This is a genomic window from Rhodobacter capsulatus, assembly GCF_052363185.1.
GTDB classification, from domain to species: Bacteria; Pseudomonadota; Alphaproteobacteria; order Rhodobacterales; family Rhodobacteraceae; genus Rhodobacter; species Rhodobacter capsulatus_E.
In genome coordinates this window covers 3,473,476-3,497,788 of the sequence record NZ_CP198955.1, presented here as the reverse complement: position 1 = coordinate 3,497,788, position 24,313 = coordinate 3,473,476, and the positions used below count along the sequence as shown (strand labels likewise).

The window sequence follows — 24,313 nt, the reverse complement described above, 5'->3', positions numbered from 1 at the left end:
CTGGATTCGGCGCGGAAAACAGGGTATTTTCTGAAATCCCGTTATTTCGGAAATTTCAGAAAAATTCTGAAATTGCCAGCCGCCCGGCAACTGACGGGGGCGCCCGTCAGTGCTTGAACCGGCGCACCAGTGTCCAGATCCCCAGCAGCACCCCCATCAGGATCGCATTCGTGACAAGCCCGATCAGGGCCGCGACCAGGAACCAGACGTTGCCGTTCGGGAAGACAAGCGGGATCAGCAGCGCGACCAGAACCAGCCCCGCCGCAAGGGTCGGGATCTTGCCCAGACGCCCCTCAAGCCGCGGCTGCAGCGCGATCACCGCGGCCAGCAGGACGACGCGCAGCGGATCCCCGATCTGGGTGATGAAAATGTCGACAGGTCCCAAGGCTCTCCTCCCTTTGAGCGTGACGGGGCGAGATTAGGCGCCGCCGCCCCTTTCGCCAAGGAATTTCCCGGATCAGGCTTGCGCCTTTGTTGCGGCGGTGACCGAAAGCCGGGCGCCCGCCAGCGTGCGGGCCGCGCCCTTGCGGGCATCGCCCAGAACCACCGCTTCGCTGCGCAGCATCGAGCGGCCGCGCGCATCGCAGGGGCACCAGCCCGAGCCATCGACAAGCCCCGCCGCCTGCGCGATCGCCCCGGCCTGATGCGGCGGCACGAAGTTGATCACATCGGCGCTCAGCCGCCCGGCGTCGGTGTCGATCCGGCCCGCCCGCGCCTCGACGGCGCGAACGGTGGCGCCCTCGGCCGCGGTGATCCAGCGGACCTGCGCCGCGATCCCCTGCAGCCGCTTTGCCATGGCAAAGCTTTGTGCCAGCGCGGGCGTGGGCGTGGCATCGAGCACCGTCAGCCGCGCCGCGGGGCGGGTGGCGGCCAGATGCCGCGACAGCATCAGGGCGCGGGTCAAAGCCACCTGCGGATGGCTCAGATCGGCGGGCAGGCGCAGCACGACATGACCGGCCTCGGGCAGGGCGGCCAGCTGCGCCGCCAGCCGCCGCGCCTCGCGCGGGTTGCCCCAGGCGGCGGGCATCGCATAGCGGGCCTCGGCATCCAGCCCCGCGATCGCTTCGGCCCGCGCGCTGGTGCCGGGGGCCAGATAGAGCCGGTCAAAAGCGGCGTCGCGCCCGGAAAACAGCGCCAGCCGCCCCGCCGTCCAATCGACATCGGTGACATCATCGAGCATCACCTCGATGCCCTGCGCCTGCAGGCCAGCCAGCGTCGCCGCCGTCCGCGGCGCGGTAAAGGCCGCCGCCGCGGTGTCGCTTTCGCGGGCAAGCCGGGTCGGATCGCGTTCCAGAAGCGTCACCCGCAGCGCGGGATGGGCCGCCCGCAGCGCCAGCGCCGCCTCGGCCCCGGCGGGACCGGCGCCCACGATCACGGCGCGATCAGAGGGGGCAAGGGCAAGACCGGCCCCGCCCGCCGCGGCAACGGCAGCGGTGGCGAAAAGGCCGAGGGTGACATGGCGGCGGGTCAGACGGGTCATCGGAATTCTCCTGACGAAAGGGACCGGATGGGGTCAGCTTTTCTTTTTCCAGCAATTCGGCTTCGGGATGGATCGGGCGATAGATCTCGACCCGGTCGCCTTCCTTCAGCGGCTTTTCCAGCGGGCAGATCTGGCCGAAGATGCCGATCTTTTGCACGCTCAGGTCGATTTCCGGGAACTGGTCGAGCAGGCCGGATTTCTCGATCGCCTCGCGCGCGGTGGCGGTTTCGGGCACATCGACATTCTTCCAGACCTGCACGGTCGGCTTGGCATAGGCGACACCCACGATCATGCCTCTTCTCCCATTTCCGGTTGCGGTTTCAGCACGCCCGCCGCGGTGAACACGCGTTCTTTGCGCATCTGCTTGATTTCCTGTTCGATCGTCAGCTTGCGGGCGTCGATCAGGCGCTTGGCGGCGAACAGGAAGCCCAGCACGATGAAGCCGCCGGGCGGCAGGATCAGGATCAGAAAGCCCGGGTAATCGGGAAAGAGCGTCAGTTCCATGAAGGAAAACTGCGCCCCCAGCAGCACCGAGGCTTGGGCGAACAGCGTGCCCGAGCCGAAGATCTCGCGCAGCGCGCCGATCACGATCAGCGCCAGCGTGAAGCCCACCCCCATCGTCAGCCCGTCCACCGCCGAGGCCAGCACCCCGCGCCGCGAGGCAAAGGCCTCGGCCCGGCCCAGAATGGCGCAGTTCGTCACGATCAGCGCGATGAAAAGGCCCAGAACCTTGTGCAGGTCGTGCAGAAAGGCGTTCAGCGCCAGATCGACCACGGTGACGATGGCGGCGATGATCAGGATGAAGGCCGGGATGCGGATTTCCGGCGCGATCACCTTGCGCAGGGCCGAAATCGCCACGTTCGAGACGATCAGCACCGCGGTGGTGGCCAGCCCCATGCCCAGCCCGTTCGTCGCCGTGCCGGTGATGGCCAGCGCCGGGCACAGCGCCAGCATCTGGCCGGTGACGATGTTCTTGTCCCACAATCCGTCGCGGGTGATCTTGGCGTAGTTTTCCGACATCGGCGCCTCCTCTGGATTTGGGGCTCAGGATTTCGCGGGCAGGGGGGCGGTCAGCGCCGCCTTGTTGCGCGCAAAGAAGGTCAGGCCGCGGTGGATCGCCTTGACCACGGCGCGGGGGGTGATCGTCGCGCCCGAGAATTGATCGAAGACGCCGCCATCGCGTTGCACCTTCCAGTTCTCGGGGGTCGGATCGGAGAGCGACTTGCCGGAAAAGCCAAGGATCCAGTCATCCTTCGCCACCTCGATCTTGTCGCCCAGACCGGGGGTTTCGGTATGCGACAGCACCCGCACCCCCAAAAGCGTGCCATCGGGGGCAATGCCGATCAGCACCCGGATCAGACCGCTGTAACCCGGCTCTGCCATTTCATAAGCAAGGCCCGTCACCGTGCCCGCCCGGGTCGCGACATGGACCGCCACCGTGCCCGCTTCGGCATCGGCGATCGGGCGCAGCGCGGCGGCCAGATCGTTGTCGTGCAGATCCTGCGGGATCACCTGTTCCAGCGAGGCCGCCAGATCCTCGGCATGCCGCGCGGCAATCGGCGCCGAGGTGCTGTCATTCGCCACGGCGAGCAGCACCGCAGTGGCCAGAGAGAACAGCGCCAACATGATCCCATGCGCCAGCGGCGAGGCCTTGAACCAGGGCAGTTTCGGCTTCGGGGGGGGCGTGTCGGTCATTTCTTGGCTCCGCTGGTTTTCGCGGCCACCGAAAGCGGCTTGCCGGTGCGGGTGCGGCCGAAGATGCGCGGCCGGACATAGGTCTCGATCAGCGGCGTCACCGCGTTCATCAGAAGCACGGCAAAGGCCACGCCCTCGGGGAAGGCGCCGAAGCTGCGGATCACGAAGATCAGCACGCCGATGCCGACGCCATAAAGGAACTTGCCCGCCGCCGAGACCGGCGAGGTGACGTAATCGGTGGCGATGAAAAAGGCGCAGAGCATCGTCGAGCCCGAGGTCAGATGCAGGACCGGCCCGGCGAAATGGTCGGGGGCGACAAAGGAACAGATCGCCGAAAGCCCCGCCAGCGTGCCCAGAACCGCGACCGGGATCGTCAGGGTGATGATCCGCGTCGCCAGAAGCAGCAGCCCGCCCAGCAGCAGCAGCGCCGTCGAGGTCTCGCCCAGGCTGCCCGGCACCAGACCGATCATCCGCGCTTTCAGATCGGCGAGCTGCGGCGTGATCTCGGCCATGGGAAGGCCCGCGCCCAGCTGGCTTTTGATCTGGCTCAGCGTCGAGGCGCTGGAGACCGCGTCGAACTCCTGCGAGCCGAGGAAGGTGATCGAGAGCCCGTGCAGGAACGACGGCCCCTCCAGCAGCCCGACCGGATCGACCCAGGTCGTCATCTGCACCGGCAGCGCCACGACCAGAAGCGCGCGCGCGACCATCGCCGGGTTGAACAGGTTTTGGCCAAGCCCGCCGTAAAGATGCTTGGCGATGACGATGGCGACAAAGGCGCCCACCACCCCGATCCACCAGGGCGCATAGGGCGGCAGCGTCATCGCCACAAGCCAGCCCGACAGGATCGCAGAGCCGTCGGTGGCGAATTGCCGGATCGGCTTGCCCGCCAGCCACAGGCAGGCGACCTCGAACAGCCAGGCGGACACGACCGTGGTGACGAACAGGAAGATCGCGGGCCAGCCAAAGGCCCAAAGCCCGAAGACGGTGGCCGGGGTCAGCGCCGCCACCACCATCAGCATCGTGCGTGAGACGGTGAACAAGGTATGGGTATGCGGGCCGGAAATCGGCATCGGCATGGTCACGGCGTGGCCTCCCCTTGAATGGCGGCACCGGCGGCGGGCGGCGACATCCCGGCCGCGGCCGCCGCGGCGGCGGCTTCCTCGGCTTTCTTCTTCGCGGCCATCTCGGCCTTGCGTTTCAGCATCATCTGTTTCTTCGCCTCGGCGATCGCCTCTTCGCGCGCCTTGCGGGCGGCGGCCAGACGCTTGGTCTCTTCCTGCTGGTGCTTGCGGCTTTGCTTTTCGGCCAGCTTCCCCTTGGCGAACTGGAAGGCCTGAACCAGCGGCAGATTGGCCGGGCAGGTGTAGGAACAGCAGCCGCAGGACAGGCAATCCATCAGCCCGATCTTCGCCGCGCCCTCCAGATCATCGGCCTGAATCCGCGCGTTCAGCTCGAAGGGCGTCAGCCCGACCGGGCAGCCCTGCACGCAGCGCCCGCAGCGGATGCAGGGCATGGTGTCACGGCCGGGGGTCTCGGCCCTGGTCAGTGCCAGAATGCCGTTCGTGCCCTTGACCACCGGCACCCGCAGGTTCTGGATCGGCGTTCCCATCATCGGCCCGCCCAGCAAAAGCCGGTCCGGTTCCTCGGTGAAGCCGCCGCAATGGGCGATGATTTCCGACACCGGCGTGCCGATCAGCACCCGCAGGTTGGCCGGGCGGCGGATGCCATAGCCCGAGACGGTGACGGTCCGCGCGATCAGCGGCTCGCCATAGCGCACGGCCAGGTGCACGGCATGGGCGGTGGCGATGTTGTGCACGACGACGCCCAGATCCGCGGTCAGCGCCCGCGCCGGGGTTTCCTTGCCGGTCAGGATCTTCACCAGATGCTTTTCCGAGCCCATCGGATATTGCGTCGGCACCACCGCGATCCTGAAGGTGTAGCCCAGCGCGCGGTTGTAGCGGGTGACGGCCTCGATCGCCTCGGGTTTGTTCGATTCCACCGCCACGATCACCCGGCTCACGCCCAGCGCCTTGGCCATGATCCCGATCCCGTCGGCGATTTCCTCGGCGCGTTCGCGCATCAGCCGGTCATCGCAGGTCAGATAGGGTTCGCATTCGGCGCCGTTGATGATCAGCGTCTCCAGCGCATATTTCGCCCGCAGGTTCAGCTTCACCGCCGAGGGGAAGGTGGCCCCCCCCATGCCGACGATGCCCGCCGCCGCCACCTGTGCCGCGATCTCCTCGGGCGAGGCGTTTTCGGGCCGCAGGCGCGGCAGGTGCGGACCCCATGTGTCCAGCCCGTCGGGGCGGATGGTGATCGTCGGCACCGGCAGGCCCGAGGCATGCGGGGCCACGAAATGGCCCACCGCGATCACCCGCCCCGAGGTCGGCGCATGGATATTGGCCGACAGCGGACCGCGGGCCTTGGCGACCAGTTGCCCCTTCAGCACCAGATCGTCGCGTTTCACGATCGGCTCGGCCTCGGCGCCGATATGCTGTTGCAGGGGCAGCCGGATCAGCGCGGGGATCGGCATCGGCGCGATCTCCAGCTCCGAGCTCAGATGCTTGCGGGTTTCCGGATGGACCCCGCCGCGCACGGCCAGCGCCTGCAGCGGATGGAACAGGGTGGCAAGCGAATTCAGCCTCATGCCGGAACCTCCGATGTGGCCGCGCCAATCCCCGGCTGCGGCTTGTCCCAATACCAGGTCCGCAGCGTCTTCGGCTTGACCCGGGTGATGATCGCCTCGGTCGGGCAGACCTCGACGCAGGCGTCACAGCCGATGCAGGCATCCATCACCACGGTATGGATCTGCTTCGCGCCGCCGACGATCGCATCGGTCGGGCAGCGCTTGAAGCATTTCTGGCAGCCGGTGCAGTGATCCTCGAAGATGAAAGCGACCATCGGGTCCAGTTCGGCCATGCCCGAAAGGGCGCCTTCGCCATCCTCGGCGGTGACGATCTCGGCCAGCGCCAGCGCCACATCGCGCCCGCCCGGGGTGCAGGCGGTGACGGGGGCGCTGCCCTCGGCCATCGCCTCGGCCAGGCCCTGACAGCCGGGATAGCCGCAGGCGCCGCAATTGGTGCCCGGCAGGATCGCGTTGATCGCATCGACGACGGGCGGGGTTTCGACGTGGAATTTGCGGGCGGCGGCGCCGAGCAGAAAGCCCAGCCCAAGCCCGAGCGCAGACATGGAGGCGGCGGCGGTGATCATCGGGGGCTCCTTCTCGGTCAGACGTGCACGAGGCCGGCAAAGCCCATGAAGGCCATGGCCAGCAATCCGGCGGAAACGAAGGCGATCGGCACCCCGGCAAAGGCGGCGGGCACGGAGAGCTGCGCCAGCCGTTCGCGCATGCCGGCAAAGATCACCAGCACCAGCGTGAAGCCGACCGAGGAGCCGAAACCGTAAAGCGTGCTTTCGGCCAGCCCCAGATCCTTCTGGATGTTCATCAGCGGCAGGCCAAGGACGGCGCAATTGGTGGTGATCAGCGGCAGATAGATCCCCAACGCCTTGTGAAGGCCGGGGGTCATCTTGCGCATCACCGTTTCGATGAACTGCACGATCGCGGCGATGACCAGGATCAGGCTGAGGATGCGCAGGAACTGCAGATCGAGCGGTTCAAGGATCAGCGCCTCGACCATCCAGCAGGCGGCCGAGGCGACGGTGATCACGAAGGTCGTCGCCAGCCCCATGCCGATCGCGGCATCGGTCTTGCGCGAGACCCCCATGAACGGGCAAAGCCCGAGGAATTTCACCAGCACGACGTTGTTCACAAGCGCGGTGCTCAGCAGGATGAGGGCGAAATCTTGCATCGGTCTCCCCGGTTGGCTGGTCCTGCGCCGCGGCTTGGCGAAGGGCTTCAGGGAGGATGAAGCAAGCCCCGTGCCAAGCGGGGCGGGGACCACCCCCGGCCCTTGCGCGCCCCCGGCCCCGCGCGTGCCCGCGCGCGCATCCGCCCCCGCGCCCGCGATAAAGATGTGAGCGCCACCGCCGCGTCCGCACAAAAGGCCGATTTCGGCGGAAAACCACGCCGATCACGGCTTCGAGAGCAAGATTTTCCCGTGTTTCGGTGCGTTTCGCATCAGTGTCGGATTCCCGACAATTTGTCGGGGCCGCCCCCTCGCTTGTGTCGGGCTGCGGCCGCGCAGCCCTGTTTCCTTGGGCCTTCGCACTTGGCACGCAACTTGCTGTATCTTCGGTGCGGCCCGCCCGCGTCCACAGGAGCACCCCCTTGTCCGTCCCGCCTTTCACCATCCGCCCTGCCGCGCCCCGCCTTGACGGCCCCTCGGGCCCTGTTGCGGTGGCGCCCGGCGTGCATTGGGTGGGCGCGCTTGATCCGGGGTTGCGCAGCTTCGACGTGATCCTGAAAACCGCGAATGGCACCACCTACAACAGCTATGCCGTGCGCGGCAGTGCGGGCGTGGCGGTGATCGACACGGTGAAGGCCGAATTCGCGGGCGAGTTCTTTGCCCGGCTCGAAGCCGTGGCCCGCTATGACGAAATCCGGCTGATCGTGCTGAACCATCTGGAGCCCGACCACACCGGCGCCGTGCCCGAACTTCTGCGCCGCGCGCCGCAGGCGCAGGTTCGGCTTTCGCCCCGCGGCCTGCCGATGCTGCGGGCGCTGCTGAAGGAAGAGTTCGAGCTTTATGACATCAAGGGCGTCACCACCGGGCAATCGGTCAGCCTGGGTGACCGCGATCTGCAGTTTTTCACCACGCCCTTCGTGCATTGGCCCGACACGCAATGCACCTGGCTGGCGGCGGAACGGGTGCTGTTCACCTGTGACCTGTTTGGCAGCCATTATTGCGACGGGCGGCTGTTCAACGACCTTGTCGGCGATTTCCGGTTTTCGTTCGAATATTACTTCGACCGGATCATGCGCCCCTTCCGCAGCTTCGTGGCGCAGGCGCTCGACCTGATCGAGCCGCTCGACTTCGGCATCATCGCCCCCGCGCATGGCCCGATCCTGCGCAGCCATCCGCGCGATTATCTGACCCATACGCGGCGGCTGATTTCCTCGCGGCTTGCCTCGGAAACCGGCAGCGAAAAGACCCTGCTGATCTTTTACGTCTCGGCTTACGGCGCCACCGCGCAGCTGGCGCAGGCGATCCATGACGGCGCCGCCGAAAGCCCCGATGTGCGGGTGTCTCTGTTCGACCTTGAGGGCGGCGAGATCACCCCCTTCCTCGATCTGATCGAGGAGGCCGACGGCATCGCGCTTGGCACGCCGACGATCAATGGCGATGCGGTGCGCACGATCTGGGAAATGCTGGCGGCGCTGGTCGATATCGAAACCCGCGGCAAGCTGGGGGCGGCCTTCGGCTCCTATGGCTGGTCGGGCGAGGCGGTGCGGCTGGTCGAAACCCGCCTGCAGGGGCTGAAGATGCGTCTGCCGGAACCGGGGTTGCGGGTGAAGCTGCACCCTTCCGCGGCGGAACTGGAAGAGGGGCGGGCCTTCGGGCGCCGCCTTGCCGATCACCTGACCGGCCGGGCCGCGCCCCGCGAGGTCGACTTTGCCGAAATCGCGGCGCGCTGAAGAACAAAGGACGGACCATGGACAAGGCCACACTGACGTTCACCGATGTCTCGATCACGGTCAACGTGCCCACCGGAACCCGGATCATCGAGATGTCGGAAAAGGTCGGCTCGGGCATCACCTACGGCTGCCGCGAGGGCGAATGCGGCACCTGCATGACCCATATCCTCGAAGGCGCCGAGAACCTGTCGGAACCCACCGCGCTGGAAATGCGGGTGCTGGAAGAAAACCTGGGCGGCAAGGATGACCGTCTGGCCTGCCAATGCCGGGTGCTGGGCGGCGCCGTCAAGGTCCGCCCCGCCTGAAACGAAACGAAGCCAAGCCATTTGCCAGGAAAGGAAACCAGCCATGGCCATGAAGATCGATCCCGAACTCTGCACCTCGTGTGGCGACTGCGAACCGGTCTGCCCGACCAATGCGATCTCGCCGAAGAAAGGCGTCTATGTGATCAACGCCGAGACCTGCACCGAATGCGAGGGCGAGCATGATCTGCCGCAATGCGTCAACGCCTGCATGACCGACAATTGCATCAACCCGGTGGCGTAAGATGACCGGCTGCCGCGACGACGGGGACGGGACGGGGCTGCGGGACCTGCGCGAAAGACTGCGGGTGCTGGCGGTCGAGGCGGACCGGCTTGTCGTCGTGGCAGACCGGATGTCGGGCTGTGCCGCCTGTGCGCAGGCAAAGGGCTGTGGCACGAAGGCGCTGGCCGCGATGACGCGCGCCGAGACGCTGGCGATTGCGCGGCCCGCCTGGGCCGAGGTGGCGGCGGGGGACGAGGTCGAGGTCTCGGTCCCCGGCAACAGCCTTCTGGCGGCGGCGGGGATCGTCTATCTTGTGCCGGCGCTGGCCTTTGTGGGCGCGATGGCCGGGGCCGCCGCGGCGGGCTTTTCCGATGCCGAAACCGCGGGGCTGGCGCTGGCGGCGCTGGGCCTTGCCTTCGTGCCGATGATCTGGATCGAGCGGCGCGCGAAATTCACCGCCGCGCTGCGGGTGCTGGCCGTGCATCCCGCCCCCGGGCGGCAGCCATGAGGCGCCGCGTCGCCCTTGGTCTTGGCCTTGCGGCGGCGCTGGGGCTGGCGGGCGGGCTGCGGTTGCTGACCGCGCCTGCGCCCGACATTCGCGAAACCTTTTACGTCTTCGGCACGCTGGTCGAGATCGAAACCCATGATGTCCCCGAGGCGCAGGCCCGCGATGCGATGGCCCGGGTGGGGGCGCATTTCCGGCAGATGCACCGCGACTGGCACGCCTGGGCCCCGGGCGCGCTGGAAAGCCTGAATGAAGCCATTGCCGCCGGGCAAAGCTTTGACGTCGATCCCGGTTTGGCGCAGCTTCTTCAACAGGGCAGGGCGCTTGCCTGCCGCTCGGACGTGCTCTTCGACCCGGCCGTGGGCGGCATGGTCGAGGCCTGGGGCTTTCACGCCGACACCCCGCCCGAGGGCGATCCGCCCGCCGAGGCGGTGGTGGCGAAGCTTCTGGCGGGCCATCCGAAAATGACTGATCTGACGATTGCGGGAACCACGGTGCGCTCGTCCAATCCCGCGGTGCAGCTGGATCTGGGCGCCTATGCCAAGGGCGCGGCGCTGGATCTGGCTGCGGCGGATCTGACCGCTGCGGGCATCACCGATGCGGTGCTGAATGCGGGCGGCGGCGTGCAGGTTCTGGGCGATGCCGGGTCGCGGCCCTGGCGGGTGGCGATCCGCGATCCCTTCGAATGGGGCGTCGTCGCGGCCGTTTCGTTGCGCCCGGGCGAGGCCCTGCACACATCGGGCAATTACGAACGCTACTTCGACAAGGGTGGCATCCGCTTTTCCCATATCATCGACCCGCGCACGGCCCGGCCGATGCAGGGGATCGTGTCGGTCTCGGTCCTGTCCGACAGCGGCGCGCTGTCGGATGCCGCGGCCACGGCGCTGTGCGTGGCCGGCGAACAGGACTGGCCGCGGATCGCCGCGCAGATGGGGGTGACGGCGGTTCTGATGATCACCGATGACGGCACGATGCTGGTCACCCCCGCGATGATGGACCGGCTTGAGCCCGTCGCAGGCGGGTTTCCCGCCCCGATCACCGTTGTCGATCTGCCCAAGGATGTGGCAATTCCCGTCTGTCCCGCGGGCTGAACGGGCTTTGGCACGGGCCTTGCCCGACGGCGCCTGTCACATTCTGGACTTGGAACGATTCCATATTGCGGCGCAGCGACGATCAGGCTACCCCGTCGGCGAAGAATTTTCGGGGCCCCCGATCCGGGGCTCGACCCAGGACAGGAGAGACCGATGAAAACCAACAGCAAATTGCCCGACGTGACCTTTCACACCCGCGTGCGCGACGAAAGCGTCGGCGGCCCGAACCCCTACCGCTGGCAGGACATGACCACCGCCGATTACTTCGCGGGCAAGCGGGTGATCCTGTTCTCGCTGCCGGGGGCCTTCACGCCGACCTGCTCGACCTATCAGCTGCCGGGCTTTGAAAAGGGCTTCCCGGAGTTCGCCGCGAATGGCATCGACGCGATCTATTGCCTCTCGGTCAACGACAGCTTCGTGATGAACCAATGGGCCAAGGCGCAGGGTCTGGAAAACGTCAAGGTGATCCCCGATGGCTCGGGCGAATTCACCCGCCGCATGGGGATGCTGGTGCGCAAGGACAATCTGGGCTTCGGGCTGCGCTCGTGGCGCTATGCCGCCATCGTGACGAATGGCGTGATCGAGGCCTGGTTCGAAGAGCCCGGCCTGATGGACAACTGCCCCGAGGACCCCTATGGCGTCTCCAGCCCGGAAAACGTTCTGGCCTGGCTGAAGACCGCGAAAGCCGCCTGAGCGCTCCGACAGAGGTTCCGAAAGCCCCGCCCCACCGGCGGGGCTTTTCTGTTGCGGGGAGGGTCCGACAATTTGTCGGATATGCTCCAAACCCGGCCCCGATGCTGCAAAAACCGGGCCGTTTCACCTGGCACGTTGCTTGCTTGATCCCCTGTAACAGGGGGAAGCACCATGTCCGAAGCCTTGAAGTCGAAAATCGCCGCCGTCCTGAACGAGCCGGGCTGTGCCACCAACTCGACCAAGACCGATGTTCTGCGCAAGAAGGGCTGCACCAAGCAGCTCACCCCCGGGGCGGCGGCCGGTGGCTGCGCCTTTGACGGTGCGATGATCGCGCTGCAGCCGATTGTCGATGTCGCCCACCTTGTCCATGCCCCCGCCGCCTGCTGGTCGAACGGCTGGGACAACCGCTCCTCGGCTTCCTCGGGGTCGGAGCTTTACCGCAAGGGCTTCACCACCGATCTGTCGGAAATCGACATCGTGATGGGGCATGGCGAGAAGAAGCTCTACCGCGCCATCCGCGAGGTGATCGAGGCGGAAAACCCCGCCGCGGTCTTCGTCTATGCCACCTGCGTGACGGCGCTGATCGGCGATGATCTGGATGCGGTCTGCAAGGCGGCCACCGCGAAATGGGGCACGCCTTGCATTCCGGTCAACGTGCCGGGCTTTGCGGGGTCGAAGAACCTCGGCAACAAGCTGGGCGGTGAGGCGCTTCTGGATCACGTCATCGGCACGCTGGAGCCGGAGACGGTGACGCCTTACGATGTCAACATCATCGGCGATTTCAACCTGTCGGGTGAACTCTGGCAGGTCAAGCCGCTGCTGGATCAGCTGGGCATCCGCATTCTGGGCGCGATCTCGGGCGATGCGCGCTACAAACAGGTGGCGATGGCGCATCGAGCCAAGGTGACGATGCTCGTCTGTTCGCAGGCGCTGATCAATGTCGCGCGCAAGATGCAGGAGCGCTACGGCATCCCCTATTTCGAGGGCTCGTTCTACGGCATTTCCGACACCTCGCAATCCTTGCGGACCATGTGCCGGATGCTGGTCGAGCAGGGCGCGCCCAAGGATCTTCTGACCCGCTGCGAGGCGCTGATCGCCCGCGAAGAGGCCAAGGCCTGGGCGGCGCTGAACCCCTTCCGTCCGCGCGTCGAAGGCCGTCGGGTGCTGCTTTACACCGGCGGGCACAAGTCCTGGTCGGTGGTTTCGGCGCTGCAGGAACTGGGGATGGAGGTCGTCGGCACCTCGATGCGCAAGGCGACCGACAATGACCGCGACCGGGTCATCGAGATCATGGGCGACGACAAGCACATGTATGAAAACATGGCCCCGCGCGAGATGTATCAGATGCTGCGCGATGCCGGGGCGGATGTGCTTTTGTCCGGGGGCCGGTCGCAGTTCGTCGCCCTGAAAGCCCTCGTGCCCTGGGTCGATGTCAATCAGGAAAAGCACGAACCCTATGCCGGGTATATGGGCATGGTCGATCTGGTCCGCGCCATCGACCGGTCGGTGAACAACCCGATGTGGGCGGATCTGCGCGCCCCGGCGCCCTGGGACACGCCGCTCGCCGGATCGGTCGTGCCCGCCCCCGCGGGCGCCTGCCCGGTGACCGGCATTGCCGCGCCGATGGGCCGGGCCCCGGTTCTGGTGCCGCAACAGGCCGCCGCCGCTGCGCCCGAAGCCGCCATCGTCCCCGATCTGGCCGCGATGACCAATTCCGCCACCGATTTCGAGGATTGCTGACATGGCCGTGCTGACCCATCCCCGCCGCGCCCTTTCGACCAATCCGCTGAAGACCTCGGCTCCCCTTGGCGCCGCCATGGCCTATCTGGGCATCGAGGGCGCCGTGCCGCTGTTCCACGGCGCGCAGGGCTGCACCGCCTTCGGGCTGGTGCATCTGGTGCGCCATTTCAAGGAAGCCGTGCCGCTGCAGACCACCGCTATGAACGAGGTGACGACGATCCTTGGCGGCGGCGAGCAGATCGAGGAAGCCATCGACAACATCCGCAAGCGGGCGAAACCGAAGTTCATCGGCATCGCCTCGACCGCGCTGACCGAGACCCGCGGCGAGGATATCGCGGGCGAGTTGCGCGCGATGCAGGCCCGGCGCAAGGATTGGGCCGGGACCGCGGTCGTCCATGCCGCCACCCCGGATTTCGAGGGCGGTCAACAGGACGGCTGGGCGAAGGCGGTCGAGGCCATCGTCGCGGCGCTGGTCCCGGTGACGACCGAGCGCGACCCCGACCTGCGGCAGGTGACGCTGCTGGTGCCGAGCTATTTCACCACCGCGGAGATCGACGAGGCGGTGCGGATGATCCGCGCCTTTGGCCTGTCGCCGATCGTGCTGCCGGATCTCTCTACCTCGCTCGACGGGCATCTGTCCGATGACTGGTCGGGCCATTCGCTCGGCGGCACGTCGTTGGCAGACATCGCCCGCATTCCCCGCTCTGCCGTCACCCTGGCGATTGGAGAGCAGATGCGCGCCGCCGCGCAGATGATCGAGGATCGCGCGCTGGTCCCCTATCACGTCTTCCAAAGCCTGACCGGCCTCAAGGCCGTCGATGCCTTTGTTCGCGTGCTGATGGAACTGTCGGGGATGCAGGACCCGCCGCCCTCGATCAAGCGCGACCGGGCGCGGATGATGGATGCGGCGCTTGATGCGCATTTCTTCACCGGCGGTCTGCGCGTTGCCATCGGCGCCGATCCCGATCTGATGTTTGCCCTGTCCACCGCGCTCGTCTCGATGGGGGCCGAGATCGTCACCGCGGTGACGACGACGCAGCATTCCGCAGTGCTGGAAAAGATGCCCTGCGCCGAAGTCATTCTGGGCGATCTGGGCGATGTCGAGCGCGGCGCCAAGCAGGCGGGCGCGCAGATCCTGATCACCCACAGCCACGGCCGCCATGCCGCCGAGGCGCTGCACCTGCCGCTGGTCCGGGTGGGTTTTCCGATCTTCGACCGCATCGGCGCGCAGGATGCCTGCCGCGTCGGCTATCGCGGCACCCGGTCGTTCTTCTTCGAAATCGCCAATGCGATGCAGGCGATCCATCACAGCCCCCGCCCCGAGGATTTCGGGGCAGCCCCCATCCCTCAGGAGTTTGACCATGTCCCGCACCCTGCGCCTTGTTGAGCCGGCAGGCCCCGCCCCCGGCGAGAAGCCGCTGCGCGTCGCCATCGCCTCGAACGATCTGGAAAATCTTGACGCGCATTTCGGCTCGGCCCGGCAGATCGCCGTCTACGAGGTCTGGAAGACCGGCGCCCGTTTCGTCGAGGTGCATCAGTTTTCCTCGGCCACCGACCAGAAGGGCCGCCATGACGAGCTGGAGGACCGGATCGGTCCGAAGCTTGAGGCGCTGGCGGGCTGCACGCTGGTCTTTGCGCTGGCCGTCGGCGGGCCCTCGGCTGCGCGGATGGTGCGGGCGGGGATGCATCCGATCAAGCGCAAGGAGCCCGAGCCGATTTCGGCCGTGATCGAACAGGTGCAGGTGATGCTGAACGGCACCCCGCCGCCCTTCCTGCGCAAGGTGCTGGGCACCTGGGAAAAACCCGATTTCACCGCCGATTTCGAAGAGGAAGAGGTCTGATGACGATGACGCTGGATGCCGCCCGCGGCGGCGAAATGGTGGAGAGCCCGTTTCTGGCACAGCTGGTTGCGGTGATCCGCGCCGAGGACAGCCATGGGCTGTGGGACGACAAGACGAATGCGGATATCCTGCGCGAGTTCATCGTCACCGCCGAGGAACGCCGCTCGATGCCGATCATCGGCGACCCGGATCCGGAACTGATCTGGCGGATGACGAAATTCTATGACGCCATCGGGTTGCTTGTTGAAAAGCGCACCGGCTGCATGGCGAGCCAGATGCAGAAGATGCACCACGAGGGCTTCGGCCGCGTCGTCTTGATCGCGGGCAAGCTCGTCGTCGTGTCGAAACACCTGCGCGATGTGCACCGTTTCGGCTTCGAGACCTGGGCGAAACTGGCCGAGGCGGGCGAAAAGCTGGTCGAAAGCGCCGTCGCCACGATCGAAGAATTCCCCGAAGCCGCGAGGGCCTGAGATGACGCTGGAAGAACTGGAAGCCCGGGTGAAAAAGCTGTCGCTGCGCGCGACCGATGCCAAGATGAACCTGCACGACCTGTCCGAGGAACTGCCGACCGACTGGCAGAAGATCCCCGAAGTGGCCGAGGCGACCTGGCAGATTTTCAAGGATCTGGACGAAGCCCGCAAGGCGCTCAAAGCTGCCAAGCAAGCATGACAAGGACGAAATGATGCCGACTGTTGCCTATACCCGCGGGGGCGCGGAATACACACCCGTTTACCTGATGAAGATCGACGAGCAGAAATGCATCGGCTGCGGCCGTTGCTACAAGGTCTGCGGCCGCGACGTGATGAGCCTGCACGGGCTGACCGAGGATGGTCAGGTTGTGGCGCCGGGCACCGATGAATGGGACGAGGTCGAGGACGAAATCGTCAAGAAAGTCATGGCATTGACCGGAGCCGACAATTGCATCGGTTGCGGCGCCTGCGCCCGGGTCTGCCCGTCGGAATGCCAGACCCATGCTGCACTTTCCTGATCCTTTCGCGACAGGCCCGGGGCCGGTGATCCCGGCCGAGGCCATCGGCTTCATCCTGGCCCATGGCCTGCGCGAATGCGCTTCGGGGCTCGGGCCGCTGACGGCGCGGCTGGGGCTCTCGGGCGCGGATCTGGCGGCCCTGCGCGATCGCTTCGCGCCGGGCCTCGAGCTGCCCGATCTGGACCTGCCCCGCCCCGAAGCGGGGCCCGATCAGCAGGCGATCGAGACGCTGATCCTGTGGCGGGCAGGCGTTGCCACGCCCGAGGCGCGCTGGCTGGCCGCGATCTTGGCCCGGCGGTCGATGGAAACGCGGCATCTGTGGGAAGATCTTGGCCTGCCGTCGCGGCCCTGGCTGAGCGGGATGATCGCGCATTTCCTGCCCGGCCTCGCCGCCGCCAATGCCCGCAACATGCGCTGGAAGAAGTTCTTTTACCGGCAGATCTGTTCGGATGCGGCGTTTTCGCTGTGCCTTTCGCCCTCTTGCGACGATTGCGACGAACGGGCCGCCTGCTTTGCCCCCGATTGATCCGGCCCGGCTTCTGGCCGGGGCCGAGGGCGCCCGGTCCGACACCGCCGCCAGCGCCGAGGTGATCGCCCGCGCGCTGGACGCCGCGCCCGAGGATCTTGAGGTTCGGCTGGCGGCCTATCGCTTTTACTTCTTCACCCATGATTACGCCGCCGCCGTGCCGCAGGCAAAGGCCGTCTTGCGGCTGGCGGCGCTGCGGCTGAACCTGCCGCCCGATCCCGCGCTGGTGCGCCCGGGTGACGCCGATTTCACCGCGCATGACTTTGCCCCGGGGCTTTATCTGCAGGCGCTGATCGGGCTGGGCTATTCCGCCGCGCGATCCGGGCAGCGCGATCTGGCGCGGCAGGTGCTGGCCAAGGCCGCGGCGCTGGACCCGACCGACCGTTTCGGCGGCGCCTGGCTTCTGGCCCGCGTCGAGGCCGGAGAGGACGACTGAGCCGCGATGCGACAATCCCCCTCGGGCTCTGTCGGGAATCCCTCAATGTCGGCCCGAAACTTGCGTTCCTGTCCCCGATCCCGGCCCGAAGCTTGCTGAACATGCCATGTCGGGTTGGCACGCTTCTTGCTGCATGTCTGATGAACGCATCACAGGGGAGAGCGTCATGATCGAGATCACCCAACCCGCCCAGGAAGCGATCAAGGCCGCCATCGAGGGCGCCGGTCAACCCGTTGCCGGGCTGCGCCTGATGGTGCAGGCAGGCGGTTGCGCCGGGCTGAAATACGGCATGGCGCTGGAGCTGGAAGCCCAGCCCGACGATGCCAGCCTGACCTTTGGCGAGGTCACCGTGCTGATCGACCCGCTGACCCGCGAACATATCGAGGGGACGAAGATCGACTTTGTCAGCAATCTCGAAGGCGCCGGGTTCACCTTTGACAACCCCAACGCCAAAAGCGCCTGCGGCTGCGGCAAATCCTTCTGCTGAGGGGAAAGCGATGCGCGACATGCAAGATGACGACACCAAGCTTCCCGCGCCCCCGCCCGCCGCCGCTGCCGCCGCGCGTCGGGCCGCGGGGGGCACCGCCCCCGATGCCAGCGCGCTGCGCGAACGCTTCGCCAAGGTCGCGCAGGTGGCCCCCCCCGAAGCCGCGGTGGATGCCGCCGAAGACGAGGTGACCCGCATCCGCGCCCTGATCGACGAAATGCGTCCGACCTTCCGCCGCGACGGCGGTGACATCGAACTGGTCCGGGTCGAGGGCGCCAAGGTGATCGTGCATCTCTCGGGCGCCTGTGCGGGCTGCATGCTGGCGGGGCAAACCCTTTACGGCGTGCAAAAGCGCATCACCGACGTTCTTGGCCGCCCCTTCCGCGTCATCCCCGACATCCGGCACTGACCATGACCCAGCCCGCCATCTACCTTGACAACAACGCCACCACCCGGGTTTTCCCCGAGGTCGTGGCGGCGATGCTGCCCTATTTCACCGAGCATTTCGGCAATGCCTCGTCGGGCCATGGCTTCGGGGCGCAGGCGGGGCTGGGGCTGCGCAAGGCGCGGATCGCGGTCGCGGCGCTGATCGGCGCGGCCTCGGAACAGGAGATCATCTTTACTTCCGGCGGGACCGAGGCGAATACCACCGCCATCCGCTCGGCCCTGGCGGTGCAGGAAGGCCGACGCGAGATCATCATTTCCGCGGTCGAGCATCCGGCCATCCTGATGCTGGCCGCCGATCTGGAAAAGACCGAGGGCGTCCGGGTGCATCGGATTCCGGTCGATCACCTTGGGCGGCTGGACCTTGCGGCCTATCGGGCGGCGCTCTCGGACCGGGTGGCCGTCGTCTCGATCCTGTGGGCGAACAACGAGACCGGCACGATCTTTCCGGTGGCGCAGCTGGCGGCCGAGGCCCATGCGGTGGGCGCGCTGTTTCACACCGATGCCGTGCAGGCGGTGGGCAAGCTGCCGATCGCGCTCGCAGATACCGAAATCGACATGCTTTCGCTTTCGGGTCACAAGTTCCACGGGCCGAAGGGGGTTGGGGCGCTTTATCTGCGCAAGGGCGTCGCGTTCCGCCCGCTTTTGCGCGGCGGCAAGCAGGAACGCGGCCGCCGGGCGGGCACCGAAAACGTGCCCGCGCTGGTCGGCATGGGCACCGCGGCCGAGATCGCCGCGGCGCGGATGGCCGCCGATCTCTCCCGCATCGCGACGCTGCGCGACTGGTTCGAAGCCGGTCTGCTGAAACTCGGCGGCTGCATGGTGCTGGGCGATCCCGCCAACAGGCTGGCCAACACCTGCACCGTGGCCTTTGACCGGATCGACGGCGAGGCGGTGCTGACGAAACTTGCCCGCGCGGGCATCGCGGTTTCGACCGGCTCGGCCTGCGCCTCGGGCGCGATGGAACCCAGCCATGTCACCCGCGCCATGGCCGTGCCCTTCACCGCGGCGCATGGGGTGGTGCGGTTCTCGCTCTCGGCCGACACCACCGCGGCCGAACTCTCCCGCGTGCTGGCCGTCCTGCCCGAGATCCTGGCCGAATTGCGCCCCGTTCCCGTAACCGCCTGAAGGGAAAGATCATGACAGCCACCCGGACGCTTGCGCTTTGCGACACCACCCTGCGCGACGGCGAACAGACCGCCGGGGTGGCCTTTTCGACCGCCGAGAAGAAAGCCATCGCCCGGGCGCTGGATCGGGCGGGCGTGGCGGAAATCGAGGTCGGCATCGCCGCGATGGGCTGGGCCGAGGTCGCCGAGATCCGCGCCGTCGTCGCCGAAATCGCCCATGCCACGCCCGTCGTCTGGTGCCGGTTGCGGATGCACGACCTTGACATGGCACAGAAAACCGGGGTGAAGCGGGTGCATTTCGCCGTGCCCACCTCCACCGCGCAGCTGGAAGGCAAGCTGCGGGTCGATCGTGACTGGATCTTGCGCGAAACCGCGGCTTTGGTCTTTTGCGCCACCGATCGCGGCTTGCAGGTCTCGGTCGGGGCCGAGGATGCCAGCCGCACCGATCCCGACTTCCTGATCCGTCTGGCCGAGGTCGCCGCCGCCGCAGGCGCCATCCGGTTCCGCATCGCCGACACCTTGGGCCTGCTGGATCCACTCGGCGCCTTCCGTCTGGTGGCGCAGCTTTCGGCGCGGATTTCCCTGCCGATCGAGATGCACGCCCATAACGATTTCGGCATGGCGACGGCGAATACGATCATGGCCGCCCATGCCGGGGCCACGCATCTTTCCGTCACGGTGAACGGTCTGGGTGAACGCGCGGGCAATGCCGCGCTGGAAGAGGTCGGCGCGGCGCTCGAAGCCGGGGGGATCGACACCGGCCTTGATCTCTGCGCCCTGCCCGAACTTTCCGCCGTCGTCGCCAAGGCCTCCGGCCGGGCGCTGCCGCCGCAAAAGCCGATCACCGGGGCGATGGTCTTTGCGCATGAATCCGGCATCCATGTCGATGCGATCCTGAAACGCGCCGATACCTACGAAGACCCGCGCTGCGCCCCGGCCCGCTTCGGCCGCGAACGGCAGATCGTGATCGGCAAGCATTCGGGCAGCGCCGGTCTGCGCGCCGCCCTGCTGCAGGCGGGCCTGCCCGCCAGCGACACCGTGCTCGACCGGCTGAAGCCGCTTTTGCGCGCCCATGCCGTGCGGGTGAAACGCCCGGTCCAGGCCGAAGACCTGCGCCGCATGGTGGCGCGGCTCGACCGCCTGCCGCCACGAACCTGATCGAAGGAGATCCAGATGACCCCCGAAAGCCCCACGCTTGCGGCGCTGACGAAACTGTCCTCGGCCGAGGAAATCTTCGCCTTCCTTGGCGTCGAACCGATCCGCGAGGTGCTGAACTCCTCCCGGCTGCACATCATGAAGCGGTTCGGCGCCTATCTGCGCGACGCCGACATGACCGGCCTGACCGAAGACGGGATCTTTGAGCGCGCGCGGGATGCGCTGTTGCGCGCGCAGGCCGATTTCGTCGCCTCGACACCGCTCAAGGAAAAGGTCTTCAAGGTCTTCGAAACCGAGGCCGCGAAGCAAAAGGCCCGCTTCGTCGGGCTGGACACGCTGAAAGTGATCAAATCCTGACCGCCTGCATTCTGCCAGATTTTCCGGCCCCCGGGCCGGGATCGCCGCATAATTGCGCAATAGACCGGGTGTCTTCGCAAAAATGAACCGAACTTGCCTGCCGGGCACGTCTTCCGGGCGTGCCTTTTTCTGCCCGCGCCCTATGGTCATCCGCAGAAGTGCCGACTGCGGTGGCTGTCGCGTGAGTCCCCCCGACCCGGGTCGCCCGCCGCAGAAATTCCTTCCTCTGAGGGGGTGACTGCATGACCGATCAACAATCCCGCCCCGCGTCGCCCCGTCGTCGCTCGAACCAGTCGATTGCCGACCGTTTGGCGCTGGACGCGCTTTACGAGATCGCGAAGACCTTTGCGGCGGCGCCCGATCCTGTGGCGGAGGTGCCGCAGATCTTCAACGTGCTGTCCTCCTTCCTTGATCTGCGCCATGGCGTGCTCGCCCTGCTGGCCGAACCGGGCGAGGGGGTTGGGGTGAACCCTTACGTCATCGCCGCGACGGCGTTTCAGCGCAGCCCCGATGCGCCTGCCTCGGATGTGCTGCCCGATGCCGTGGCGCGGATCGTCTTTCGCTCCGGCGTGCCCTTCGTCAGCTTCGATCTGGCGGCCGAATTCGGCGAAGAGGCGGTGCCGAAACGGCTGCGCGACGCGGGCCAGACCCTCATCGCCGTGCCGCTGCGCGACCCCGAACGCAGCCATTTCGTGCTGGGCGTGCTCGCCGCCTATCGCAGCCATGACCACAACCGGTCGGGCTTTTCCGACGCCGATGTGCGGGTGCTGACCATGGTCGCCTCGCTTCTGGAGCAAGCCCTGCGCTTCCGCCGCCGCATCGCGCGCGACCGCGAACGCGCGCTGGAAGACACCCGCCGCATGCTGCAGACGGTGACCGAGCAACGCGGCCCGGCCGCGCCCGTCAGCCTCGATGGCATCGTCGGATCGAGCCCCGCCATCGCCGAGGTGGTGGCGCAGATCAAGCGCGTGGCCTCCACCCGGATGCCGGTTTTGCTGCGCGGCGAAAGCGGCACCGGCAAGGAATTGTTCGCCCGCGCCGTGCATGCCCAAAGCCCCCGCGCGAAGGGGGCCTTCATCCGCGTCAACTGCGCGGCTTTGTCGGAAACCCTTCTGGAATCGGAACTTTTCGGCCACGAGAAAGGTGCCTTCACCGGCGCCACCGCGCTGAAGAAGGGCCGGTTCGAACTGGCCGATGGCGGCACGCTCTTCCTTGACGAGATCGGCGAGATCAGCCCGGCGTTCCAATCGAAACTGCTGCGCGTGCTGCAGGAGGGCGAGTTCGAACGGGTGGGCGGGTCGAAGACGATCAAGGTCGATACCCGCATCGTTGCCGCGACGAACCGCGATCTGGAAGATGCCGTCGCGCGGGGCCAGTTCCGCGCCGATCTTTATTTCCGCATCTGCGTCGTGCCGATCGTGCTGCCGCCCTTGCGCAACCGAAAAAGCGACATCAAGCCTCTGGCGCAGCTGTTCCTCGACCGGTTCAACAAGCAAAACGCCACCAATGTCAAATTCGCCGCCGATGCCTTTGACCAGATCTGCCGCTGCCAGTTTCCTGGCAATGTGCGCGAGCTGGAAAACTGCGTGAACCGGGCCGCGGCGCTCTCGGATGGCGAGATCGTTCTGGCCGAGGAGCTGGCCTGTCGGCAGGGCGCCTGCCTCTCGGCGGAACTTTTCCGGCTGCAGGACGGGGCCTCGCCGATCGGCGGGCTGGCGGTGGGGCGGGTGATCACGCCGACGGTCCGGGTGAGCGCGCCGCCGCCCTCTGCTCCGGTGACGCCCCTGCCCGAGCCGATGGCCGCGCCGCCCGAGCCGGCCGCCCGCGACGAGGTGCAGCTGCGCACCAAGACCGCGCAGCTGAGCCGCGAAGAGCTGGTGAAGGCGCTGGAAAGCGCGGGCTGGGTGCAGGCCAAGGCGGCGCGACTTCTGGGCATGACGCCGCGCCAGATCGCCTATGCGCTGCAGAAATTCGAGATCGAGCTGCGCAAGATCTGAGGGCGGCAGGAAGACGCGACGGGCCCCGGCTTCGGCCGGGGTCTTTGTTTGCGCCCCCCTCTCGCGCATCCCTGTCGCGCCCGCCTGTCGCATTCCCGACAAAAGCGCAGGTTTTGTGCCAATCGCCCCGCCGCGGGCCTGGCACGGTTCTTGCTGCATCCCTGATGACCCAAGCGGGACCAGAACGGAGAGCAGCATGTCGGACAATGTCGTGGCCCTTGGCACCCTGGCGATCGGCTCGAAGGAGAGCCTCTCGGCCGCGCTGGCCTCTGGCGGCTGTTCCTCGACCGGATCGGCAACCGGCTGCGGCAGCAAGGAAAAACCCGAAGACATGGACCCGGCGACCTGGGCCAAGGTCAAGGATCACCCCTGCTATTCCGAAGAGGCGCATCATTATTTCGCGCGCATGCATGTCTCGGTGGCGCCCGCCTGCAACATCCAGTGCAACTACTGCAACCGCAAATACGACTGCTCGAACGAAAGCCGCCCCGGCGTCGTGTCGGAACGCCTGACGCCTGCGGAGGCCGCGCGCAAGGTGATTGCGGTGGCCAATGAAGTGCCGCAGCTGTCCGTTCTGGGCATCGCGGGGCCGGGCGACAGCGCCTATGACTGGCTGAAAACAAAGGAAACTTTCCGGCTGGTGACGGAACAGATCCCGGATATCAAGCTGTGTCTCTCCTCGAACGGGCTCGCGCTGCCCGATCATCTGGATGAGCTGGTCGAGATGAATGTCGATCACGTCACCATCACCATCAACATGATCGACCCCGAGGTGGGGGCGCAGATCTACCCCTGGATCTTTTACAACCGCAAACGGATCTATGGCGTGGAGGCGAGCCGCATCCTGCATGAGCGACAGATGGAGGCGCTCGATGGGCTCGTGGCGCGGGGGATCCTCGTCAAGGTGAACTCGGTGCTGATCCCCGGGATCAATGACGCGCATCTCTTGGAGGTGAACAAGGAAGTCAAACGCCGCGGGGCGTTTTTGCACAACATCATGCCGCTGATTTCGGCGCCCGAACACGGCACGCATTTCGGCCTGACCGGGCAGCGCGGCCCGACCGCGGCGGAGCTTCTGGCGGTGCAGGAGGCTTGCGCGGGCGGCGCCAATCTGATGAAGCATTGCCGGCAATGCCGCGCCGATGCGGTGGGGCTTCTGGGCGAAGATCGCGGTCAGGAATTCACCCTTGATCTGGTGCCCGAGGCCCCGGTCTACGACCCCGCCGCGCGGGAAACCTATCGCGACTGGGTGGGCGCCGAACGCGAAGACCGCCGCGCCGCGGCCGAGGCGGCGCAGGCCGCGACCGAGGCTGCGGTGGCGGCCACCTCGCCGAAACTCCTCGTCGCGGTGACGACCCAGGGCGGCGGCCGGATCAACCAGCATTTCGGCCACGCCAGCGAATTCCAGGTCTTCGAGGTCGATGCGACCGGCGTGCGCTTCGCCTTCCACCGCCGCTGCGACAACTATTGCGTCGATGGCGGCGGCGAGGAAGACCGGCTCGACCGGGTCATCGCGGCGCTTGCGGGGATCGACACGGTTCTGGTGGCGAAGATCGGCGATTGCCCGCGCGAGGGCCTGGCCGCGGCCGGCATCACCGCCCGCGACACCTGGGCCCACGACTACATCGAACCCGCCATCCTCGCGCTCTACCGCGAAAGAATGGCCGAAAAACAAGCCCAGACGGCCTGA

30 protein-coding genes are annotated in these 24,313 nt (G+C 66.9%); 21 read left to right on the top strand and 9 right to left on the bottom strand.

The annotated features are described in order from the left end of the window. Window positions 1-106: 106 nt before the first annotated feature. The 9 genes from ACTTAG_RS17180 to rsxA form a co-directional block, all read right to left on the bottom strand. Window positions 107-385 (bottom strand): hypothetical protein, encoded by a 279-nt coding sequence (locus tag ACTTAG_RS17180; RefSeq protein ID WP_444463407.1) that lies wholly within the window; start codon window positions 383-385, stop codon window positions 107-109. A 72-nt stretch (window positions 386-457) separates the two neighbouring features. Then, window positions 458-1,480, bottom strand: coding sequence for an FAD-dependent oxidoreductase (locus ACTTAG_RS17175; RefSeq protein ID WP_444463406.1), 1,023 nt, complete (start codon window positions 1,478-1,480; stop codon window positions 458-460). Further along, entirely contained in the window at window positions 1,383-1,772 is a 390-nt protein-coding gene (locus tag ACTTAG_RS17170; protein ID WP_444463405.1) for an RnfH family protein, read from the bottom strand. The genes ACTTAG_RS17175 and ACTTAG_RS17170 overlap by 98 nt, the downstream gene beginning before the upstream one ends. Beyond that, window positions 1,769-2,500 carry an electron transport complex subunit E gene (locus tag ACTTAG_RS17165; protein ID WP_444463404.1) on the bottom strand — a complete coding sequence of 244 codons (732 nt, stop codon included), beginning with the start codon at window positions 2,498-2,500 and terminating at the stop codon, window positions 1,769-1,771. Before ACTTAG_RS17165 ends, ACTTAG_RS17170 begins: the two co-directional genes overlap by 4 nt. A 24-nt stretch (window positions 2,501-2,524) precedes the next feature. Next, window positions 2,525-3,175, bottom strand: a complete 651-nt coding sequence (gene rsxG, locus ACTTAG_RS17160) for an electron transport complex subunit RsxG (protein ID WP_444463403.1) — start codon at window positions 3,173-3,175, stop codon at window positions 2,525-2,527. Beyond that, window positions 3,172-4,251, bottom strand: a complete 1,080-nt coding sequence (locus tag ACTTAG_RS17155) for an RnfABCDGE type electron transport complex subunit D (protein WP_444465272.1) — start codon at window positions 4,249-4,251, stop codon at window positions 3,172-3,174. Before ACTTAG_RS17155 ends, rsxG begins: the two co-directional genes overlap by 4 nt. A 2-nt stretch (window positions 4,252-4,253) precedes the next feature. After that, window positions 4,254-5,822: an electron transport complex subunit RsxC gene (rsxC, locus tag ACTTAG_RS17150; RefSeq protein ID WP_444463402.1), complete on the bottom strand. Its 1,569-nt coding sequence runs from the start codon at window positions 5,820-5,822 to the stop codon at window positions 4,254-4,256. Then, window positions 5,819-6,385, bottom strand: a complete 567-nt coding sequence (locus ACTTAG_RS17145) for an RnfABCDGE type electron transport complex subunit B (protein WP_444463401.1) — start codon at window positions 6,383-6,385, stop codon at window positions 5,819-5,821. The genes rsxC and ACTTAG_RS17145 overlap by 4 nt, the downstream gene beginning before the upstream one ends. Window positions 6,386-6,402: 17 nt before the next feature. After that, complete coding sequence (gene rsxA, locus ACTTAG_RS17140; RefSeq protein WP_444463400.1) at window positions 6,403-6,984, bottom strand: electron transport complex subunit RsxA; 582 nt, start codon at window positions 6,982-6,984, stop codon at window positions 6,403-6,405. Window positions 6,985-7,403: 419 nt separating this feature from the next. Here rsxA and ACTTAG_RS17135 point away from each other — a divergent pair, with 419 nt between their 5' ends. The 21 genes from ACTTAG_RS17135 (at window position 7,404) to nifB (ending at window position 24,313) form a co-directional block, all read left to right on the top strand. Further along, the gene (locus tag ACTTAG_RS17135; RefSeq protein WP_444463399.1) at window positions 7,404-8,711 is read left to right on the top strand and encodes an FprA family A-type flavoprotein; all 1,308 of its coding nucleotides are present in this window, start codon (window positions 7,404-7,406) and stop codon (window positions 8,709-8,711) included. A 17-nt stretch (window positions 8,712-8,728) separates the two neighbouring features. Further along, window positions 8,729-9,016 carry a ferredoxin FdxC gene (gene fdxC / locus ACTTAG_RS17130; RefSeq protein ID WP_444463398.1) on the top strand — a complete coding sequence of 96 codons (288 nt, stop codon included), beginning with the start codon at window positions 8,729-8,731 and terminating at the stop codon, window positions 9,014-9,016. Window positions 9,017-9,059: 43 nt separating this feature from the next. Next, window positions 9,060-9,257 carry a ferredoxin FdxN gene (gene fdxN / locus ACTTAG_RS17125; protein WP_444463397.1) on the top strand — a complete coding sequence of 66 codons (198 nt, stop codon included), beginning with the start codon at window positions 9,060-9,062 and terminating at the stop codon, window positions 9,255-9,257. Window position 9,258: 1 nt separating this feature from the next. Beyond that, window positions 9,259-9,744 (top strand): SoxR reducing system RseC family protein, encoded by a 486-nt coding sequence (locus ACTTAG_RS17120; protein ID WP_444463396.1) that lies wholly within the window; start codon window positions 9,259-9,261, stop codon window positions 9,742-9,744. After that, window positions 9,741-10,832 carry an FAD:protein FMN transferase gene (locus ACTTAG_RS17115; RefSeq protein ID WP_444463395.1) on the top strand — a complete coding sequence of 364 codons (1,092 nt, stop codon included), beginning with the start codon at window positions 9,741-9,743 and terminating at the stop codon, window positions 10,830-10,832. Before ACTTAG_RS17120 ends, ACTTAG_RS17115 begins: the two co-directional genes overlap by 4 nt. A 153-nt stretch (window positions 10,833-10,985) precedes the next feature. Then, window positions 10,986-11,525 (top strand): peroxiredoxin, encoded by a 540-nt coding sequence (locus tag ACTTAG_RS17110; RefSeq protein WP_444463394.1) that lies wholly within the window; start codon window positions 10,986-10,988, stop codon window positions 11,523-11,525. Between the two features lie 171 nt (window positions 11,526-11,696). Further along, entirely contained in the window at window positions 11,697-13,265 is a 1,569-nt protein-coding gene (gene nifE / locus ACTTAG_RS17105) for a nitrogenase iron-molybdenum cofactor biosynthesis protein NifE (protein WP_444463393.1), read from the top strand. A gap of 1 nt (window position 13,266) precedes the next feature. Next, the gene (nifN, locus tag ACTTAG_RS17100; protein WP_444463392.1) at window positions 13,267-14,652 is read left to right on the top strand and encodes a nitrogenase iron-molybdenum cofactor biosynthesis protein NifN; all 1,386 of its coding nucleotides are present in this window, start codon (window positions 13,267-13,269) and stop codon (window positions 14,650-14,652) included. Next, a complete protein-coding gene (gene nifX / locus ACTTAG_RS17095; RefSeq protein ID WP_444463391.1) occupies window positions 14,627-15,106 on the top strand; it encodes a nitrogen fixation protein NifX in 480 nt (159 codons plus the stop codon). The genes nifN and nifX overlap by 26 nt, the downstream gene beginning before the upstream one ends. Continuing rightward, window positions 15,106-15,576 (top strand): NifX-associated nitrogen fixation protein, encoded by a 471-nt coding sequence (locus tag ACTTAG_RS17090; RefSeq protein WP_444463390.1) that lies wholly within the window; start codon window positions 15,106-15,108, stop codon window positions 15,574-15,576. Before nifX ends, ACTTAG_RS17090 begins: the two co-directional genes overlap by 1 nt. Before the next feature lies 1 nt (window position 15,577). Further along, entirely contained in the window at window positions 15,578-15,775 is a 198-nt protein-coding gene (locus tag ACTTAG_RS17085) for a CCE_0567 family metalloprotein (protein ID WP_055209295.1), read from the top strand. Window positions 15,776-15,788: 13 nt separating this feature from the next. Beyond that, on the top strand, window positions 15,789-16,094 hold the full coding sequence (fdxB, locus tag ACTTAG_RS17080) for a ferredoxin III, nif-specific (protein ID WP_444465271.1): 306 nt from the start codon (window positions 15,789-15,791) through the stop codon (window positions 16,092-16,094). Continuing rightward, window positions 16,078-16,620 (top strand): nitrogen fixation protein NifQ, encoded by a 543-nt coding sequence (locus tag ACTTAG_RS17075; protein ID WP_444463389.1) that lies wholly within the window; start codon window positions 16,078-16,080, stop codon window positions 16,618-16,620. Before fdxB ends, ACTTAG_RS17075 begins: the two co-directional genes overlap by 17 nt. Next, a complete protein-coding gene (locus ACTTAG_RS17070) occupies window positions 16,607-17,056 on the top strand; it encodes a hypothetical protein (protein WP_444463388.1) in 450 nt (149 codons plus the stop codon). The genes ACTTAG_RS17075 and ACTTAG_RS17070 overlap by 14 nt, the downstream gene beginning before the upstream one ends. A gap of 166 nt (window positions 17,057-17,222) precedes the next feature. Then, window positions 17,223-17,543: an iron-sulfur cluster assembly accessory protein gene (locus ACTTAG_RS17065; protein ID WP_013068968.1), complete on the top strand. Its 321-nt coding sequence runs from the start codon at window positions 17,223-17,225 to the stop codon at window positions 17,541-17,543. A gap of 10 nt (window positions 17,544-17,553) precedes the next feature. Next, window positions 17,554-17,952: a NifU family protein gene (locus ACTTAG_RS17060; protein ID WP_444463387.1), complete on the top strand. Its 399-nt coding sequence runs from the start codon at window positions 17,554-17,556 to the stop codon at window positions 17,950-17,952. Between the two features lie 2 nt (window positions 17,953-17,954). After that, window positions 17,955-19,115 (top strand): cysteine desulfurase NifS, encoded by a 1,161-nt coding sequence (nifS, locus tag ACTTAG_RS17055; protein ID WP_444463386.1) that lies wholly within the window; start codon window positions 17,955-17,957, stop codon window positions 19,113-19,115. Between the two features lie 11 nt (window positions 19,116-19,126). Further along, complete coding sequence (nifV, locus tag ACTTAG_RS17050; protein ID WP_444463385.1) at window positions 19,127-20,272, top strand: homocitrate synthase; 1,146 nt, start codon at window positions 19,127-19,129, stop codon at window positions 20,270-20,272. Window positions 20,273-20,287: 15 nt separating this feature from the next. After that, entirely contained in the window at window positions 20,288-20,626 is a 339-nt protein-coding gene (gene nifW, locus ACTTAG_RS17045) for a nitrogenase stabilizing/protective protein NifW (protein WP_444463384.1), read from the top strand. A gap of 242 nt (window positions 20,627-20,868) precedes the next feature. Beyond that, window positions 20,869-22,623, top strand: coding sequence for a nif-specific transcriptional activator NifA (gene nifA, locus ACTTAG_RS17040; RefSeq protein WP_444463383.1), 1,755 nt, complete (start codon window positions 20,869-20,871; stop codon window positions 22,621-22,623). Between the two features lie 196 nt (window positions 22,624-22,819). Continuing rightward, entirely contained in the window at window positions 22,820-24,313 is a 1,494-nt protein-coding gene (gene nifB / locus ACTTAG_RS17035) for a nitrogenase cofactor biosynthesis protein NifB (RefSeq protein ID WP_444463382.1), read from the top strand.